At 48.3% G+C, this 17848-nt stretch carries 17 protein-coding genes; 2 read left to right on the forward strand and 15 right to left on the reverse strand.

All coding sequences use genetic code 11. The features are described 5' to 3' along the window. Positions 1 to 10 precede the first annotated feature (10 nt). The 8 genes from rplV to NSS83_RS16115 all read right to left on the reverse strand — a co-directional run bounded on the left by rplV (position 11) and on the right by NSS83_RS16115 (position 4457). A complete protein-coding gene (gene rplV / locus NSS83_RS16080; RefSeq protein WP_019908228.1) occupies positions 11 to 343 on the reverse strand; it encodes a 50S ribosomal protein L22 in 333 nt (110 codons plus the stop codon). A 31-nt stretch (positions 344 to 374) separates the two neighbouring features. Beyond that, positions 375 to 653 carry a 30S ribosomal protein S19 gene (gene rpsS / locus NSS83_RS16085; protein WP_036692395.1) on the reverse strand — a complete coding sequence of 93 codons (279 nt, stop codon included), beginning with the start codon at positions 651 to 653 and terminating at the stop codon, positions 375 to 377. 77 nt (positions 654 to 730) lie between these two features. After that, complete coding sequence (gene rplB, locus NSS83_RS16090) at positions 731 to 1561, reverse strand: 50S ribosomal protein L2 (protein ID WP_036692392.1); 831 nt, start codon at positions 1559 to 1561, stop codon at positions 731 to 733. Between the two features lie 27 nt (positions 1562 to 1588). Further along, complete coding sequence (gene rplW, locus NSS83_RS16095; RefSeq protein WP_019908225.1) at positions 1589 to 1882, reverse strand: 50S ribosomal protein L23; 294 nt, start codon at positions 1880 to 1882, stop codon at positions 1589 to 1591. Further along, the gene (gene rplD, locus NSS83_RS16100; protein ID WP_036721837.1) at positions 1882 to 2505 is read right to left on the reverse strand and encodes a 50S ribosomal protein L4; all 624 of its coding nucleotides are present in this window, start codon (positions 2503 to 2505) and stop codon (positions 1882 to 1884) included. Before rplD ends, rplW begins: the two co-directional genes overlap by 1 nt. A 25-nt stretch (positions 2506 to 2530) precedes the next feature. Next, positions 2531 to 3154 (reverse strand): 50S ribosomal protein L3, encoded by a 624-nt coding sequence (gene rplC, locus NSS83_RS16105; RefSeq protein WP_341016383.1) that lies wholly within the window; start codon positions 3152 to 3154, stop codon positions 2531 to 2533. A gap of 38 nt (positions 3155 to 3192) precedes the next feature. Further along, positions 3193 to 3501: a 30S ribosomal protein S10 gene (rpsJ, locus tag NSS83_RS16110; protein ID WP_017692074.1), complete on the reverse strand. Its 309-nt coding sequence runs from the start codon at positions 3499 to 3501 to the stop codon at positions 3193 to 3195. A 236-nt stretch (positions 3502 to 3737) separates the two neighbouring features. Next, on the reverse strand, positions 3738 to 4457 hold the full coding sequence (locus tag NSS83_RS16115) for a Crp/Fnr family transcriptional regulator (RefSeq protein WP_341183738.1): 720 nt from the start codon (positions 4455 to 4457) through the stop codon (positions 3738 to 3740). A 155-nt stretch (positions 4458 to 4612) separates the two neighbouring features. On the opposite strand from NSS83_RS16115, the gene NSS83_RS16120 reads away from it, so the two are divergent. Beyond that, positions 4613 to 5068, forward strand: a complete 456-nt coding sequence (locus NSS83_RS16120; RefSeq protein ID WP_341183737.1) for a V4R domain-containing protein — start codon at positions 4613 to 4615, stop codon at positions 5066 to 5068. Between the two features lie 30 nt (positions 5069 to 5098). Next, positions 5099 to 5440: a cupin domain-containing protein gene (locus NSS83_RS16125; RefSeq protein ID WP_341183736.1), complete on the forward strand. Its 342-nt coding sequence runs from the start codon at positions 5099 to 5101 to the stop codon at positions 5438 to 5440. A 92-nt stretch (positions 5441 to 5532) separates the two neighbouring features. Here NSS83_RS16125 and tuf read toward each other — a convergent pair whose 3' ends face one another. The 7 genes from tuf to rpoB all read right to left on the reverse strand — a co-directional run bounded on the left by tuf (position 5533) and on the right by rpoB (position 17727). Continuing rightward, entirely contained in the window at positions 5533 to 6723 is a 1191-nt protein-coding gene (gene tuf / locus NSS83_RS16130; RefSeq protein WP_173140462.1) for an elongation factor Tu, read from the reverse strand. A 108-nt stretch (positions 6724 to 6831) separates the two neighbouring features. Beyond that, positions 6832 to 8910 carry an elongation factor G gene (gene fusA / locus NSS83_RS16135; protein ID WP_341183735.1) on the reverse strand — a complete coding sequence of 693 codons (2079 nt, stop codon included), beginning with the start codon at positions 8908 to 8910 and terminating at the stop codon, positions 6832 to 6834. 47 nt (positions 8911 to 8957) lie between these two features. After that, a complete protein-coding gene (gene rpsG, locus NSS83_RS16140; RefSeq protein ID WP_020427074.1) occupies positions 8958 to 9428 on the reverse strand; it encodes a 30S ribosomal protein S7 in 471 nt (156 codons plus the stop codon). A 45-nt stretch (positions 9429 to 9473) separates the two neighbouring features. Then, positions 9474 to 9893 carry a 30S ribosomal protein S12 gene (gene rpsL, locus NSS83_RS16145; RefSeq protein ID WP_036721853.1) on the reverse strand — a complete coding sequence of 140 codons (420 nt, stop codon included), beginning with the start codon at positions 9891 to 9893 and terminating at the stop codon, positions 9474 to 9476. A 134-nt stretch (positions 9894 to 10027) separates the two neighbouring features. After that, on the reverse strand, positions 10028 to 10279 hold the full coding sequence (locus NSS83_RS16150) for a ribosomal L7Ae/L30e/S12e/Gadd45 family protein (RefSeq protein WP_036692367.1): 252 nt from the start codon (positions 10277 to 10279) through the stop codon (positions 10028 to 10030). A 177-nt stretch (positions 10280 to 10456) separates the two neighbouring features. Further along, a complete protein-coding gene (rpoC, locus tag NSS83_RS16155; protein WP_076081733.1) occupies positions 10457 to 14068 on the reverse strand; it encodes a DNA-directed RNA polymerase subunit beta' in 3612 nt (1203 codons plus the stop codon). Positions 14069 to 14181: 113 nt separating this feature from the next. Next, complete coding sequence (gene rpoB, locus NSS83_RS16160; protein ID WP_341183734.1) at positions 14182 to 17727, reverse strand: DNA-directed RNA polymerase subunit beta; 3546 nt, start codon at positions 17725 to 17727, stop codon at positions 14182 to 14184. Positions 17728 to 17848: the final 121 nt, after the last annotated feature.

Consider the following 17848-nt stretch of genomic DNA (forward strand, 5'->3'; position numbering starts at 1 on the left):
TTATCCCTCCTTATTTCTCAGATACCACCAAAGTAATGTGGCTGGTACGTTTATTGATCCGACTTGCGCGGCCCATGGCGCGCGGGCGGAAACGTTTCATTGTAGGACCCTGGTTAACGAAAACTTCGCTTACGAATAAGCTGTTAACGTCCATAGAGTAGTTATGCTCAGCGTTCGCAATCGCCGAGTTCAGTAGCTTCTCAACAACCGGAGAAGCGGACTTCGGAGTGTGGCGAAGAATTGCAATTGCTTCCCCCACTTGCTTGCCGCGAATCAAGTCAACAACCAGTTTCGCTTTACGAGCGGAAATCCGCACCGATCTTGCATGTGCTTTTGCTTCCATTGTTTTCCCTCCTCTCAAACGAAGACGTTAATTATCTTCTGGTTTTCTTATCGTCACCCGCGTGGCCTTTGTAAGTACGTGTTGGCGCGAACTCGCCCAACTTGTGACCTACCATATCTTCCGTTACGTATACAGGCACGTGTTTGCGGCCGTCATATACACCAAACGTATGTCCGATAAACTGAGGGAAAATGGTTGAGCGACGGGACCAGGTTTTTACTACGACTTTCTTGTCTGTCTCGTTCAAATCCTCAACTTTTTTCAGCAGGTAGCCATCGATGAACGGCCCCTTCTTTAAACTGCGACCCATGTGTGAATCCTCCCTTCATCCGGTTCTTCAAAACCGCGAATCGACGCTTCGCGCTTAACTAACTTGCCTGAAGCGTCTTATTTTGTGCGGCGACGAACGATATATTTATCAGATGCTTTGTTTTTCTTACGCGTTTTGTAGCCGAGGGTTGGTTTGCCCCAAGGTGACATTGGCGATTTCCGTCCGATTGGAGCGCGGCCTTCACCACCACCGTGTGGGTGATCGTTAGGGTTCATGACAACACCGCGTACTTCAGGACGACGTCCGAGCCAGCGGCTGCGTCCGGCTTTACCAATCTTGATCAGTTCGTGATCTCCGTTACCTACGGCTCCGATAGTCGCACGGCAAACGCTGAGGATTCTGCGAACCTCACCCGAGTTCAAACGAACAGATACGTATTTGTCTTCTTTACCCAGCAACTGAGCTTCAGTACCGGCAGCACGAACCAATTGTCCGCCTTTGCCTGGTTTCAACTCGATGTTGTGGATAACTGTACCTACCGGGATGTTGATCAACGGAAGGCTGTTACCAATTTTGATATCCGCAGCAGGGCCGGACTCAACTTTATCCCCAACTTTAAGGCCTTTAGGAGCGATGATATAACGTTTCTCTCCATCAGCATAGTGGATCAAAGCAATATTGGAAGTACGGTTCGGGTCATACTCAATTGTAGCAACGCTACCTGGTATGCCGTCTTTAGTCCGTTTGAAGTCGATGATACGGTATTTACGTTTGTGTCCGCCGCCATGGTGACGAACCGTAATTTTACCTTGGTTGTTGCGTCCAGCATGCTTGAACAGCGGGGACAGCAACGATTTCTCTGGCTGGTTTGTTGTGATTTCTTCAAACGTAGACACAGACATGTTGCGTCTTGCCGGAGAGGTCGGTTTGTACTTTTTGATTGGCACTATAGTTTCCTCCTTACTTTAAGAGTATTATTCTACCGCTTCAAAGAACTCAAGCGGCTTGCTGTCCGGGCTAAGCTTCACGATGGCTTTTTTCCACTCCGGAGTATAACCGGAATATTTGCCATAACGTTTCAGTTTACCAGGTACGCGCATTGTGTTCACACTAACGACTTTTACTTTAAAAATAGCCTCGACAGCTTTTTTGATTTCGGTCTTGTTAGCACGGATATCCACTTCAAAAGCGTACTTCAGTTCGCTCATGTATTCGGATGTGCGTTCCGTAATCACTGGACGCTTAATTATATCACGAGGATCTTTCATTACGCGAACACCTCCTCTACCTTCAGAACTGCTTCTTTAGTGATGATCAGTTTGTCGTACGTCAGTACGTCAAGAACATTGATGCCGTCAGCCGCTACGAATTTCACCCCAGGGATGTTACGAGCGGAAAGTGCTACATTGTCATCATAGCTAGGAGCTACGATCAGGGCTTTGCTGCCCACTTTAAGGTTGTTTAGAATCGCTGCGAATTCTTTCGTCTTCGGAGCATTCAGAGTCAAGCTATCCAATACGATAATGTCATTCTCAAGTACTTTTGAGGACAACGCGGATTTGATGGCCAACCGGCGAACCTTCTTAGGCAATTTCCAGGAATAGCTGCGTGGTGTTGGTCCGAAGACTACGCCGCCGCCTTTCCATTGTGGAGAACGAATGGAGCCTTGACGAGCACGACCTGTACCTTTTTGTTTCCAAGGTTTACGACCGCCGCCACGCACTTCAGAGCGTCCTTTTACTTTGTGTGTACCGCGACGAAGGGAAGCTCTTTGCATAAGTGCAGCTTCATGCAGCACATGTACATTCGGTTCGATACCGAAAACTGAATCACTCAGTTCAACTTCGCCAACTTCGTTACCACTAGTATTGAAAAGTGTTACTTTTGGCATTTCATGTTCCTCCTTTCTTCAGTAATTATTTCTTAACGGTTTCTTTAACTTTCACGAAGCTGTTTTTCGGGCCCGGAATAGCGCCTTTAACCAGCAGTACATTACGTTCTACGTCAACCCGGATGATTTCAAGCTTTTGAACCGTTACGGTCGTGTGACCCATATGTCCTGGCAGGCGTTTGCCCTTAGGAACACGGTTAGCCTGGATGGAACCCATCGAGCCTGGTCTTCTGTGGTAACGCGATCCGTGTGCCATTGGTCCGCGGCTTTGTCCCCAGCGTTTGATGTTACCCTGGAAGCCTTTACCCTTCGAAGTACCTGTTACGTCAACAAACTCGCCTTCAGCGAAGATGTCAGCCTTAAGCTCTTGTCCAACCTCGAGTGACCCGAGGTCAACACCGCGAATTTCGCGAACGTAGCGCTTAGGTGTTGCATTTGCCTTTTTGGCGTGACCCTGTTCAGGCTTGTTGGAGCGACTTTCCTTTTTATCGGAAAAGCCCAACTGCACTGCTTCATATCCGTCGATATTCAGGTCTTTCTTTTGCAGTACCACACAAGGTCCAGCTTCGATAACAGAAACCGCGATTACGTTACCTTCTGGAGTAAACACTTGAGTCATACCGAGTTTTTTTCCTAAGATACCTTTCAATGTTGACACCTCTTTTCTTTTCCTGGTTACTTAATGAATTACAATTTGATTTCGATATCTACACCGGACGGTAGATCCAAGCGCATCAAGGCATCCACAGTTTGTGGTGTTGGGTTCACAATATCGATCAAACGTTTGTGAGTCCGTTGCTCAAACTGTTCACGGGAATCCTTGTACTTGTGTACCGCACGGAGAATGGTAATGATTTGCTTCTCAGTTGGCAGCGGAATCGGCCCGGATACACCAGCACCCGAACGTTTTGCTGTTTCAACGATTTTCTCTGCGGATTGATCAAGAATTCTGTGGTCGTATGCTTTCAAGCGAATACGAATTTTTTGCTTTGCCATTTTAGTCCCTCCTTCTATCGCCCAATTTATTATCGGACATACTCCGTGAAAATTTTCCGACGTCGACCTCATGGCAAAGGGGCCGGGTGTGTCAGTAACCTCTCACATCATCGCAACGTCTCAGAACAACATTTATTATTATATCTAATAGGCGGCTATATTGCAAGAGCCTTTGCAAAACAAATCACCTTTTCCAGAAAAAAAGTTAAAAAAAACAGGGTTTTATCTGAAAATTATTAATCACTGATTTCAGCGAGCTGAATTAGAGCCTCCATCTCCAGAATATTCACGGTTCTTTTGTGCATAGCGATGATCTTCAACGCTTCCAGCTTGTTCAGTTTACGGCTTAGGGTCTCGGCAGTAGTGCCGATCATCGCTGCCACTTCTTTTTGCGCCGACGGGAGATCTACGGAATATCTCAGGTTTTGCATGGTCACTGCTGGTTCTGGTAGATTCCTCGTATATAAGTAGACCAGCAGCCGGGCTAACCGCTTTTCCACTTCAAACATATGCAGTGCCCCTGCTGATTCTTCGGCCAGATGCAGCTGCTCGCTAACAGACATCAGGAAGCTGAACGCGAGGCCCGCATTCTGCTCCAGCAGAGGAATAAAATCCTTCCGGTGCATCTGGCAGACCACTCCGCTCTCAATAATCTCCGCCGTTACATCATTATTTTTATTGTGAAGCAGGGCAAACTGCCCGAAATAATCTCCGGGAAAAAGAAAGCGGACAATATGCTGCTTGCCTTCTTTACTGTTCTTCGTCAATTTGATCAGACCGCTCTTCACCACATACAAAGCTTCAGAAGGCTCGCCTTCTCTGCAGACCTGGCTGCCCTTTTTATAGGAATGGGATTCTGTAATTGATTCAATGATAACCAATTCTTCATCGGATAAACTCCTGAATACCGGAACCTGGCGCACACAGGCATGAGAGCTGCACTTATTACAATCCATACATCATTCCTCCTCTACTGTCGCTTATCCCACCATATCAATGATCGAGGCACTATCGGGTGACTGGACGCACAGTTTTTCATTAAACTTGATCTATATCAAGGATTAATGTGCCGGCTGTCTATACAATAGGTTCATAGAGAGAAAAGGAGTTGATGGGCTTGCAGCAATACACTTTTGATGATATGCGCCAGATGGATCGGACAACTCTGGGCAACATGGTACCCCTTGAGCTATTCCGGACCATCCGCCTTATTGGAATGAACCAGGGATTGCCGTTAGGCGGAAAGGGAACGACTGTTACTATTGGCAGAAAGATTGGCGAGAGCCTGCCTGTCCATTCCGTGGAAGAGCTGCTGCAGTTCTTTGAAGAGCTCAAAATCGGAATTCCCCGGATTGTTCATTCCGATGAGCACAGAATTAATATTGCAGTTGACGATTGCTTCTGCAAAGGACTACCTTCGCTTGAAGATGAAAGAATGGTCTGTGATCTAGAGGGAGCTATCATTGAAGGTGCTCTGTGCCGAATTCTCGGCCGCAAGGTTTCAGTGAAGGAGATCAAATGTAATGTCACCGGTCATGAACACTGCGAGTATGAAGTTAAGCTTTAAACAATATTTTAATGAAAGCAGGGATTTATAATGGAAAAGAAAACATTAGCTGAGGCAGTGCAGTATCAAGAGGAGCGCTTTACCAAAAAAATCATTTTCCAAAAAGGGGATAGTGTTGTATTCGTGCTAAACTTCATGCCTGGGCAAAAGCTGCCTGTTCACAAGCACCCCGGAGCAGATGTATATATCCTCGCCTTACACGGTGACGGTACAATCCATGTTAATGAGGAAGAATTCTCCTTCATCCAAGGAGAGACCATCTACATTGCAGGTGACGAGTCATTCGCTTATACGAATAATAGTTCATCCCCGTCCAGTCTGCATGTCGTTCTGTCCAAGCTGCCTAATGCTGAGTATGCGAAAGAAATCTAATTCAAAATCTTTGTGATAACAACAAAACAGGCCCCCTTCAAATGAAGGGGGCCTGCCTTATGTTCAGTCTATCCTAACGGATAGAGCCTGAATTATTTCTGGATGGAAGCTACGGAACCGGCACCAACTGTACGTCCGCCTTCGCGAATGGAGAATTTAGTACCTTCTTCAATAGCGATTGGGGAGATCAGTTGAACAGTTACGGTGATGTTGTCACCAGGCATAACCATTTCAGTACCTTCTGGCAGGTTGATGATGCCAGTTACGTCAGTTGTACGGAAGTAGAACTGTGGACGGTAACCAGTGAAGAATGGTTTGTGACGTCCGCCTTCTTCTTTAGTCAGAACGTAGATCTGAGCAGTGAACTCAGTGTGTGGCTTAACAGAGTTCGGCTTAGCCAATACTTGGCCACGCTCGATCATGTTACGGTCTACACCACGCAGCAGTGCGCCGATGTTGTCGCCCGCTTGTGCGGAATCAAGCAATTTACGGAACATTTCCACGCCAGTAACTACAGACTTCTTAGTTTCTTCGTGAATACCAACGATTTCGATTTCTTCTCCGACTTTAACTGTTCCGCGTTCTACGCGACCAGTTGCCACAGTACCGCGGCCAGTGATGGAGAATACATCTTCGACAGGCATCAAGAAAGGCTTGTCAGTCTGACGTTCTGGAAGCGGGATGTATGTGTCGATCGTTTCGAACATTTCAACGATCTTCTGTGCATACTCGCCATCAGGGTTCTGCAGAGCTTCACGAGCAGATCCACGAACGATTGGAGTGTCATCGCCTGGGAAGTCGTATTCGCTAAGCAGATCGCGAACTTCCATTTCAACCAATTCAAGCAACTCTTCGTCCTCTACCATGTCGCATTTGTTCAGGAATACAACGATGTAAGGAACGCCTACTTGACGGGACAGCAGGATGTGTTCACGAGTCTGTGGCATAGGGCCGTCAGCTGCGGATACAACCAGGATTGCTCCGTCCATTTGCGCTGCGCCAGTGATCATGTTTTTAACATAGTCGGCGTGTCCAGGGCAGTCTACGTGAGCGTAGTGACGGTTAGGAGTTTCATATTCAACGTGAGCGGTGGAGATAGTGATACCGCGTTCGCGTTCTTCAGGAGCCTTATCGATTTGGTCGAATGCTACAGCAGCACCACCGTATTTTTTGGACAATACAGTTGTGATTGCAGCAGTCAGAGTTGTTTTACCATGGTCGACGTGACCAATAGTACCAATGTTAACGTGCGGTTTGTTACGTTCAAACTTTGCCTTTGCCATTTGAACAGTTCCTCCTTATTGTGGGGTCCATATATTTGAGCCGTCCGCCTATTTGCAGTTCTAAGGTGACTTAAGTGTTATACCCGGACGGCAAGTTAAAAATTAAGCTTATTCTCCGCCTTTGTTCTTGGCTACGATTTCTTCAGCAATGGATTTAGGTACTTCTTCATAATGAGAAAGTTCCATTGAGAATACGCCGCGTCCTTGAGTACCGGAACGGAGTGTTGTGGAGTATCCGAACATTTCGGAAAGAGGCACCTTTGCACGGATAATCTGCGCACCACCACGGGAATCCATACCTTCGATCCGACCGCGACGGGAGTTCAGCATACCCATTACATCGCCCATGTATTCCTCAGGAACAGTTACTTCCACTTTCATGATTGGCTCAAGCAGGACAGGCTTACACTTGTCTTTAGCTGCTTTGAGGGCCATCGAGCCGGCAATTTTGAACGCCATTTCGTTGGAGTCAACATCATGATAGGAACCATCTACGATGGTAGCTTTAACGTCTACAAGCGGGAAGCCTGCAATAACGCCGTTTTTCATTTGCTCTTCAATACCGGCAAGTGCAGGAGCGATGTATTCTCTAGGTACAGAACCACCGACAACTTTACTTTCGAATTTGCTGCCAGTACCCGGCTCGAGAGGTTCAAATTCAACCCATACGTGACCATACTGACCGCGACCGCCGGATTGGCGAACGAATTTACCTTCAACGCGTGCTGGTGCTTTGAATGTCTCACGGTAAGCAACCTGTGGTTTACCCACGTTGGTTTCTACCTTGAATTCGCGGCGCATACGGTCGATGATAATATCCAGGTGAAGCTCACCCATACCTGCCAGGATTGTTTGGCCTGTTTCTTCATCAGTGTGAGCACGAAGAGTAGGATCCTCTTCAGTCAACTTTCCGAGAGCAACACCCAATTTATCTTGGTCAGCTTTGGTTTTTGGTTCAACTGCGATTTCGATAACCGGATCAGGGAAGTTCATGGATTCCAGGATAACCGGATGTTTCTCATCACAGAGTGTATCGCCAGTACTTGTGTCTTTCAGGCCAACGGCTGCCGCGATATCACCGGAATATACAATGGAGATTTCTTGGCGGCTGTTCGCATGCATCTGCAGAATACGGCCGATACGTTCACGTTTGTTCTTAGTAGCGTTAACTACATAAGAACCGGATTCCAGGATACCGGAGTATACACGGAAGAACGTGAGTTTACCCACATAAGGGTCTGTCATGATTTTAAATGCCAGTGCAGCAAATGGTTCTTCATCCGAAGAGTGGCGAACCGCTTCTGTACCGTCCTCCAGATGACCTTGAATAGCCGGTACATCCAGTGGGGATGGCAAGTAATCAACAACAGCATCCATCATGAGCTGAACGCCTTTGTTACGGTAGGAGGATCCGACAATTACAGGGAAAACCTTAACTTCACATACGCCTTTGCGCAGTGCAGCTTTGATCTCGGCCACAGTGATTTCTTCGCCTTCCAGATACTTCATAGTCAGATCTTCGTCAAGTTCTGCAACCTTCTCGATCAGTTCAGTACGCAGAGTCTCAACTTGCTCCAAGAATTCAGCAGGAATATCAGTAACTTCGATGTTCTGACCCAGGTCATCCTTGAAGATGTGAGCTTTCTGCTCAACAAGGTCAATGATTCCTGTGAAGTCGTTCTCGGCACCAATAGGCAGTTGAATGGCAACTGCATTGGCTTGCAGGCGGTCACGCATGCTGTCGATAACGTTCAGGAAGTCTGCACCGATGATATCCATTTTGTTCACATATGCGATCCGGGGAACGCCGTAACGGTCAGCCTGTCTCCATACGGTTTCGGACTGAGGCTCAACGCCCTCTTTCGCACTAAATACACCAACTGCTCCATCCAATACACGAAGGGAACGTTCAACTTCAACAGTGAAGTCAACGTGCCCAGGGGTATCAATGATATTGATGCGGTGACCCTTCCAAGCAGCGGTTGTAGCAGCGGAAGTAATCGTGATTCCGCGCTCTTGCTCCTGTTCCATCCAGTCCATTGTAGCAGCGCCCTCGTGAACTTCACCGATTTTGTGCGTACGGCCTGTGTAGAAAAGAATCCGCTCTGTGGTAGTAGTCTTACCAGCATCAATATGTGCCATGATCCCGATATTACGTGTATTTTTTAAGGAGAACTCTCTTGACATGAAATGGATCTCCTTCCAAAATAGAAGTTATTTGAACGACTGCAATCCTACCAGCGGTAGTGAGCAAACGCTTTGTTCGCTTCAGCCATTTTGTGTGTATCTTCACGTTTCTTAACGGAAGCGCCTGTGTTGTTGGAAGCATCGATAATCTCAGCCGCCAAACGCTCTTCCATAGTCTTCTCACCGCGGTTGCGTGAGTAGTTTACAAGCCAACGTAATCCCAAAGCAGTACGTCTTTCAGGTTTAACCTCAATAGGTACTTGGTAGTTAGCACCGCCGACACGACGAGCTTTAACTTCCAATACAGGCATGATATTCTTGATGGCTGCTTCGAAAACTTCCATCGGCTCTTTACCTGTACGTTCTTGAATCAACTTGAACGAATTGTACAAAATGCTTTGAGCGACACCTCTTTTACCACCCAGCATAATACGGTTGATCAAACGAGTAACCAACTTGCTATTATACAATGGATCTGGCAATACATCTCTTTTAGTAACTGGACCTTTGCGTGGCATGGATATCCCCCTTTCTTATATGGTTATTATTCTGATAAGCTCATCTTATTTCTTGACTTTAGGACGTTTCGCACCATACTTGGAGCGAGCCTGCATCCGGTTAGCAACACCTGCAGTATCCAGTGCACCACGAACGATGTGATAACGAACTCCTGCAAGGTCCTTAACTTTACCTCCGCGCAGCAATACTACACTGTGCTCTTGAAGGTTATGTCCGATACCCGGAATGTAAGCAGTCACCTCAAGACGGTTCGTCAAACGAACACGGGCATACTTACGAAGTGCTGAGTTTGGTTTACGTGGAGTCATTGTGCCTACACGAGTGCATACACCGCGTTTCTGCGGAGCGCTCAAATTTGTAGCCTCACGCTTGAGGGCGTTGAACCCTTTTTGAAGAGCGGGAGATTTGGATTTTTCGATTTTGGCTTGACGGCCTTTACGAACCAATTGATTGATAGTTGGCATGTTGTGCCACCCCCTTCCTGAAATGATAGTCAATTTACAAACATTAAGTCCACAGACCCAGGTGGTTCATAAAAAGACAAATGAAAAGTCCTTGCTGCCGAAGTGTACCCCGGTACAAAAACGTTCTCTTGCTGCTATTGTTTTAAGACGGCTGCCATCGCAGCACCAACTTCTATACCGCAGGCCTTGCCCAAATTCAGCATCGTGTCCACATACGTGACCTTCACACCTTGTTTGTTGCAAAGCATTACAATTCTGGAAGTAAGCCGTTGATCTCCGTCCTCTGCCACATAGACTTCTGCGGCTTGGCCCAACTCCACCGCCTTGACGGTTTGCTTGGAACCGATCTTGACCTGAGCATCCTGTAACCCTCTGTCATCAGTCATGAATCATTACCTCCACTGAATAAGAATGACAAGACTACTCACGCACCTTAGACATATTAGCATCCTGAGCACATGATGTCAAGAAAAACGACAATAAATTTATTAATAATCACAGCAGACAGCCGCGTCACACCCGATTTCTGCGTGACGCGGATACTGCTTGCCATGAGTATTCAATTATTCAGCGGGTACCGGCTCCAAAGCTTCTTCATTGCTTTCAGCATTCGGGTCGCTCAGCTTCACATTACGGTAACGATTCATGCCTGTACCTGCAGGAATCAGCTTACCGATGATTACATTCTCTTTCAGACCGAGCAGTTTATCCACTTTACCCTTAATAGCTGCATCTGTTAAGACGCGGGTAGTTTCCTGGAAAGATGCCGCAGACAGGAATGAATCAGTTTCCAGGGAGGCCTTGGTGATCCCGAGCAGAACCGGTTTGGCAACTGCTGGTTCATTTCCGGCAAGAATAGCTTCCTTGTTGGCTGCTTCATATTCATGAATATCCGCAAATGCACCCGGCAGGAGACTGGTATCTCCGGCATCGATAATACGGATTTTGCGCAGCATCTGCTTGATCATAACTTCAATGTGCTTATCATTGATTTCAACGCCCTGGTTACGGTATACACGCTGTACTTCTTGCAGAATGTAGTTCTGTACCCCGCGGATTCCTTTGATACGCAGCATTTCTTTAGGGTCAATAGAACCGTCTGTTAACTCATCGCCGGCCTCAATCTCCTGGCCTTCGCTGACACGCAGACGGGAGCCGTAAGTGATGGAATACGTCTTGGACTCTGCTTCACCCTGGACTTCGATTTCGCGGCGGTCCTTGGTTTCACGAATTTCCTTAACTACCCCGTCAATCTCACTGATTGTAGCCTGCCCTTTAGGGTTACGGGCTTCAAATAGCTCCTGGATACGCGGCAAACCTTGCGTGATATCGTCTCCGGCTACACCACCGGTATGGAATGTACGCATAGTAAGCTGTGTTCCTGGTTCACCGATGGATTGTGCGGCAATAATACCGACAGCTTCCCCGATTTCCACGAATTTACCTGTTGCCAGGTTACGTCCGTAGCACTTCTTGCAGACACCGTGACGGGCACGGCAGCTGAGTACAGAGCGGATCTGCAGCTTGGTAACACCAGCATTCACGATCTCTTCAGCCTTATCCGAGTCAATCAGATCGTTACGGTGAACGATGATTTCCTTCGTCTCCGGATGACGGACGGTCTCGAAGGAATAACGGCCTTCAATACGGTCGTAGAGATCCTCAATGACTTCCTTACCATCCTGAATCCGGCTAACCATGAAGCCTTTATCAGTACCGCAATCTTCTTCACGGACAATAACATCCTGCGCTACGTCAACCAGACGGCGTGTCAGGTACCCGGAATCCGCTGTACGCAGCGCTGTATCGGCCAGACCTTTACGCGCTCCGTGAGTAGAGATAAAGTACTCGAGGACGGTTAGGCCTTCACGGAAGTTCGCTTTGATTGGCAATTCAAAGATCCGGCCCGAAGGTGTTGCCATCAGACCACGCATACCACCAAGCTGGGTGATCTGCGATTTGTTACCACGCGCCTTGGAGTCGACCATGAGCATGATGGAGTTGAAGCGGTCCATCGATTTAAGCAATACGTTAGTCAGATCATCCTTGGTCTTCGACCAAATCTCGATAACGCGGTCATACCGCTCATCATTGGTAATCAGACCGCGGCGGTATTGATTCGCAACCACATCAACCTTAGCTTCGGATTCCTTAAGAATGGTAGCTTTTTCCTCAGGCACGATAACATCCGATACGGCAACCGTAACACCGGAACGTGTAGAGTACGTAAAGCCTAGTTGCTTAATTTTATCCAGAATCACTGAAGTCTTGGTGGTGTGATACGTCTCAAAGCAGCGGGCGATAATGAGGCCCAGATATTCTTTACCTACAGCACTGGCCTCCGGAGCAGCCATGATCAGTTCGCGGACATCCGCACCCTTTTCATAGATAAAGTACTTCTCAGGAGTTCCCTGCAGCAGGTTAGTTTTGGTAGCTTCGTTGATATACGGGAAGCTGCTTGGATAGATTTCGTTGAAGATAATCTTACCCACAGTCGTGATCAGCAATGCATTCTGCTGCGCTTCTGTGAAGCTGGTTTTTCCCAGAGCCTTAACAGGAATGGCAACACGTGCATGCAGACCAGCAGTTCCGCGCTGATAAGCAGAGACTGCTTCATTCACGTTACGCAGGATCATCCCGGTACCCTTTTCTTCCTTGTTGTCCATGGTCAGGTAGAACGTACCAAGGACCATATCCTGAGAAGGGGTAACGACAGGTTTGCCGTCTTTAGGGTTGAGGATGTTACCGGACGCCAGCATGAGAATACGGGCTTCTGCTTGAGCCTCAGCGGACAGAGGAACGTGTACCGCCATCTGGTCACCGTCAAAGTCGGCATTGTAAGCCGTACATACGAGCGGGTGAAGACGGATTGCGTGACCTTCTACCAGAATCGGTTCGAACGCCTGGATACCCAGTCTATGCAGCGTAGGGGCACGGTTCAGCAGAACCGGATGCTCTCTGATTACCTCTTCAAGCACATCCCATACTTCAGGACTTACGCGCTCAACCTTACGCTTCGCGCTCTTTATGTTGTGGGCAAGCCCTTTGTTAACCAATTCTTTCATTACAAACGGTTTGAACAGCTCCAGTGCCATCTTCTTAGGAAGACCGCATTGGTACATCTTCAGGTAAGGTCCTACGACGATAACCGAACGGCCGGAGTAGTCAACACGTTTACCGAGCAAGTTCTGGCGGAAACGTCCCTGTTTCCCCTTCAGCATATGGCTAAGCGATTTGAGCGGACGGTTACCTGGTCCTGTTACAGGACGGCCGCGGCGGCCGTTGTCAATCAGCGCATCTACAGCTTCCTGAAGCATACGTTTCTCATTCTGAACGATAATGTCAGGAGCGCCGAGGTCCAGCAGTCTTTTCAGACGGTTGTTCCGGTTAATTACACGGCGGTACAGGTCATTAAGGTCAGACGTAGCAAAACGGCCGCCATCGAGCTGAACCATTGGACGAAGCTCCGGAGGGATAACCGGGAGTACATCCATGATCATCCAGTCAGGCTTGTTGCCGGAGTTGCGGAAGGCCTCAATGACTTCCAGACGTTTGATCGCCCGGTTGCGGCGCTGGCCCTGAGCGGTACGCAGCTCTTCTTTGAGGAATTCCAGTTCTTTATCGATGTCGATATCCTGAAGCAGCTTTTTGACGGCTTCTGCACCCATGCCGGCCTGGAATCCGTAGCCGTATTTCTCACGGTAGCTGCGGTATTCTTTCTCGGACAACAGCTGCTTCTTCTCCAGCGGAGTTTCCCCTGGATCAGTTACAACATAAGATGCAAAGTAGATAATCTCTTCGAGCGATCTAGGAGACATATCCAGCGCCAGACCCATACGGCTTGGAATACCTTTGAAATACCAGATATGAGATACAGGAGCTGCCAGTTCAATGTGGCCCATACGTTCGCGGCGGACTTTAGCGCGGGTAACTTCCACGCCGCAGCGGTCGCATACTACGCCCTTATACCGGACGCGTTTGTATTTACCACAGTGACATTCCCAGTCCTTTTGCGGTCCAAAAATACGTTCGCAAAAGAGACCCTCTTTTTCCGGTTTCAATGTACGATAGTTAATGGTTTCCGGTTTTTTAACTTCTCCGCGGGACCAAGAACGAATTTTTTCCGGGGAAGCGAGCCCGATTTTCATAAATTCAAAATTGTTAACGTCCAACAAGGAGCAACCCTCCTTAACCTATATCCTGATTTAGTCCCACAGCCCTCTCTTGACACTGAAGTCAACAGAGGGCATGGTCCTTTGTGTAATCAAATTAGTGACTTGCTGGTGAACTACTCTATGCCGACTTCTGCGCCCTCCAAATTGAGGCTCAGCTTATCGCTTGACGTCTCGTCCTCATCGTCCAGTTCCTTCATCTCGATCTCCTGCTCGTCGCCGCTGAGGATTTTGACATCCATACCGAGCGACTGCAGTTCCTTGATCAATACCTTGAACGATTCCGGCACACCCGGTTCTGGAACATTTTCACCTTTGACAATGGATTCGTACGTTTTCACACGGCCGACCACATCATCGGATTTCACGGTCAAAATCTCTTGCAGTGTATACGCCGCGCCGTAAGCTTCAAGCGCCCACACTTCCATCTCCCCGAAACGCTGTCCGCCGAACTGAGCTTTACCGCCCAGTGGCTGTTGTGTAACGAGTGAGTAAGGACCTGTAGAACGGGCATGAATCTTATCGTCAACCATGTGCGCGAGCTTGATCATGTGCATGACACCGACAGTAACCTCGCGCTCGAAGCGCTCGCCTGTACGTCCGTCATACAAAACAGTCTTACCATTACGCTGCATTCCGGCTTCTTCCATCGTATCGAACACGTCATACTCACGGGCTCCGTCGAATACCGGAGTAGCCACGTGGATACCCAGACGCAGTGCAGCCATACCAATATGGACTTCAAGCACCTGTCCGATGTTCATACGGGAAGGAACGCCCAGCGGGTTCAGGACAACCTGTACCGGCGTACCGTCCGGAAGGAACGGCATATCTTCTTCTGGCAGGATACGGGCAACGACACCCTTGTTACCGTGACGTCCGGCCATCTTGTCACCTTCAGAAATCTTACGCTTCTGGGCGATATAGACACGAACCAGTTGATTCACGCCAGGAGGCAGCTCATCGCCGTTTTCGCGTGTGAATACTTTGACGTCAACGATAATACCATCACTACCATGCGGAACGCGCAGGGAGGTATCACGAACCTCACGGGCCTTCTCACCGAAGATCGCATGCAGCAGGCGTTCCTCAGCAGTCAGCTCAGTTACACCCTTCGGAGTAACCTTACCTACCAGAATATCGCCGGCATTGATTTCCGCACCGATACGGATAATTCCGCGCTCATCCAAGTTGCGGAGCGCCTCTTCACCGACGTTAGGAATATCACGTGTGATCTCTTCAGGTCCGAGCTTCGTATCACGGGCTTCGGATTCGTATTCCTCGATGTGGATCGAAGTGTATACATCTTCCTTCACCAGCTTCTCACTCAGCAGGATCGCATCCTCGTAGTTGTAGCCCTCCCAAGTCATGAACGCAACGACTACGTTGCGGCCAAGCGCAAGTTCGCCCATTTCTGTGGAAGGTCCATCTGCCAGGATATCACCTTTTTTGACGATATCCCCACGTTTCGCCAGTGGACGCTGGTTAATACAGGTACCCTGGTTCGAACGCATGAATTTGTGTAATTTATATTTAACGATATCGCCTTTAACTTCCTTGCCCTCAACTGCCTCAACACGGCGCAGCCAGATTTCATTGGCAGAGGAGCGTTCGATAATACCGTCATATTTGGAGACAATACATACGCCGGAGTCTTTAGCAGACTTGTGCTCCATCCCTGTCCCTACAAGCGGAGCCTTAGGAATAAGAAGCGGAACGGCCTGACGCTGCATGTTCGATCCCATCAGTGCGCGGTTGGAGTCATCGTTCTCAAGGAACGGAATGAGCGCCGTTGCGACGGATACGACCTGTTTTGGCGAAACATCCATGTAGTCTACACGGTTGCTAGGCATAGTAGTAATGTTGTCTGAATCTTTGTTGTATCGAACGATAACCTGGTCTTCCTTGAAAGAGCCATCCTCATCGATCAGTACATTCGCCTGTGCAACTACATAGTTATCTTCTTCATCGGCAGTCAGATAATCGATTTGCTCAGTTACCTTGCCTGTCTTCGGATCTACCCAACGATACGGAGCCTCGATAAAGCCGTATTCATTGATGCGGGCGAAGGTGGACAAGGAGTTAATCAGACCGATATTCGGACCTTCCGGAGTCTCGATAGGACACATACGGCCATAGTGACTGTGATGGACGTCGCGGACTTCAAAGCCTGCGCGTTCACGGGTCAGACCACCAGGTCCAAGTGCAGACAGACGGCGCTTATGCGTAAGCTCGGCAAGCGGGTTCGTCTGATCCATGAACTGGGACAGCTGAGAGCTGCCGAAGAACTCTTTGATGGACGCGATAACCGGACGGATGTTGATCAGTGCCTGCGGCGTAATTGCATTGGCATCCTGAATCGACATTCTCTCGCGGACTACGCGTTCCATACGGGACAGACCGATACGGAACTGATTCTGCAGAAGCTCACCTACAGAACGCAGACGGCGGTTACCCAGATGGTCAATATCATCCGTGTTGCCGATACCATGCAGCAAATTAATAAAGTAGCTGATTGAGGATATAATATCAGCCTGAGTAATATGCTTAACCGATTTATCAATGTTGCCATTGGCGATCAGTTTGATGATACGGCCTTCTTCGATTGGCGAGAATACGTCAATGGTCTGAAGCGGAATATCTTCGCTGTCCATTACACCGCCGGTTACACGGTAGTTTTTGGCAGCCATACTCTTCTCGAAATAAGGAATCAGCTCATCAAGCAGGCGGCGGTCCACCATTTGGCCGGATTCTGCCAGGATTTCTCCGGTAGACTCATCAACCAAAGGCTGTGCCAGACGCTGATTGAACAGACGATTCTTAATATGCAGCTTTTTATTGATTTTGTAACGGCCTACATTGGCCAAATCATAACGTTTCGGGTCAAAGAAACGTGCGACGAGCAAGCTCTTGGCATTATCAAGTGTAGGTGGTTCGCCCGGACGCAGACGCTCGTAGATTTCAATAAGCGCCTTCTCCGTGGAATCCGTGTTGTCTTTATCCAGCGTGTTGCGAATATATTCATCATTGCCAAGCAGTTCCAGAATTTCAGCATCACTGCCGAAGCCCAGAGCACGCAAGAGGACTGTTACCGGGATCTTACGAGTCCGGTCGATACGGACATACATGATGTCCTTAGCGTCGGTCTCAAGCTCCAGCCAGGCTCCGCGATTCGGAATTACTGTGGCGGTGTAAGTTTTTTTGCCGTTCTTATCCACTTTTGTGCTGAAATAGACGCTTGGAGAGCGAACCAACTGGCTGACAATAACCCGTTCCGCACCATTGATAATAAAAGTGCCGGTTTCCGTCATCAGAGGGAAATCTCCCATGAACACTTCCTGCTCTTTTACCTCACCGGTCTCCTTATTGATGAGACGCACCTTCACACGCAGAGGAGCTGCATATGTTACGTCCCGCTCTTTAGCGTCGTCAACCGTGTACTTCGGTTCACCCAGGCTGTAATCAATGAACTCTAGCACCAAATTCCCTGTGAAATCCTGGATCGGCGAGATGTCCTGGAACATTTCCCGCAATCCTTCCTCCAAAAACCAATCATAAGATTTTTGTTGGATCTCGATCAGGTTCGGGACCTCGAGTACCTCGTTAATTCTCGCATAGCTCCGCCGAGTGCGTCGACCATACTGAACAAGATGTCCTGCCAACTTTACTCACCCCTCATGTCTACTCACTTAAAAATTGATTGCGAACCCTTGTTTGGACCCGTATAATGGAACCATATCACAAGGATTCAGCCATAAATACAGAAAAGCCCCTTATCGAAAT

The sequence above is a fragment of the Paenibacillus sp. FSL H3-0469 genome (assembly GCF_038051945.1).
Lineage (GTDB): Bacteria > Bacillota > Bacilli > Paenibacillales > Paenibacillaceae > Paenibacillus_AQ.

Coding starts and splice junctions, on each gene's coding strand:
- rpsS (WP_036692395.1), bottom strand. CDS start 653: ATGGGTCGCAGTTTAAAGAAGGGGCCGTTCATCGATGGCTACCTGCTG.
- rpsJ (WP_017692074.1), bottom strand. CDS start 3,501: ATGGCAAAGCAAAAAATTCGTATTCGCTTGAAAGCATACGACCACAGA.
- NSS83_RS16150 (WP_036692367.1), bottom strand. CDS start 10,279: ATGACTGATGACAGAGGGTTACAGGATGCTCAGGTCAAGATCGGTTCC.
- tuf (WP_173140462.1), bottom strand. CDS start 6,723: ATGGCAAAGGCAAAGTTTGAACGTAACAAACCGCACGTTAACATTGGT.
- NSS83_RS16115 (WP_341183738.1), bottom strand. CDS start 4,457: ATGGATTGTAATAAGTGCAGCTCTCATGCCTGTGTGCGCCAGGTTCCG.
- NSS83_RS16125 (WP_341183736.1), top strand. CDS start 5,099: ATGGAAAAGAAAACATTAGCTGAGGCAGTGCAGTATCAAGAGGAGCGC.
- rpsG (WP_020427074.1), bottom strand. CDS start 9,428: ATGCCACGCAAAGGTCCAGTTACTAAAAGAGATGTATTGCCAGATCCA.
- rplD (WP_036721837.1), bottom strand. CDS start 2,505: ATGCCAAAAGTAACACTTTTCAATACTAGTGGTAACGAAGTTGGCGAA.
- NSS83_RS16120 (WP_341183737.1), top strand. CDS start 4,613: ATGGGCTTGCAGCAATACACTTTTGATGATATGCGCCAGATGGATCGG.
- rplV (WP_019908228.1), bottom strand. CDS start 343: ATGGAAGCAAAAGCACATGCAAGATCGGTGCGGATTTCCGCTCGTAAA.
- rplW (WP_019908225.1), bottom strand. CDS start 1,882: ATGAAAGATCCTCGTGATATAATTAAGCGTCCAGTGATTACGGAACGC.
- fusA (WP_341183735.1), bottom strand. CDS start 8,910: ATGTCAAGAGAGTTCTCCTTAAAAAATACACGTAATATCGGGATCATG.
- rpsL (WP_036721853.1), bottom strand. CDS start 9,893: ATGCCAACTATCAATCAATTGGTTCGTAAAGGCCGTCAAGCCAAAATC.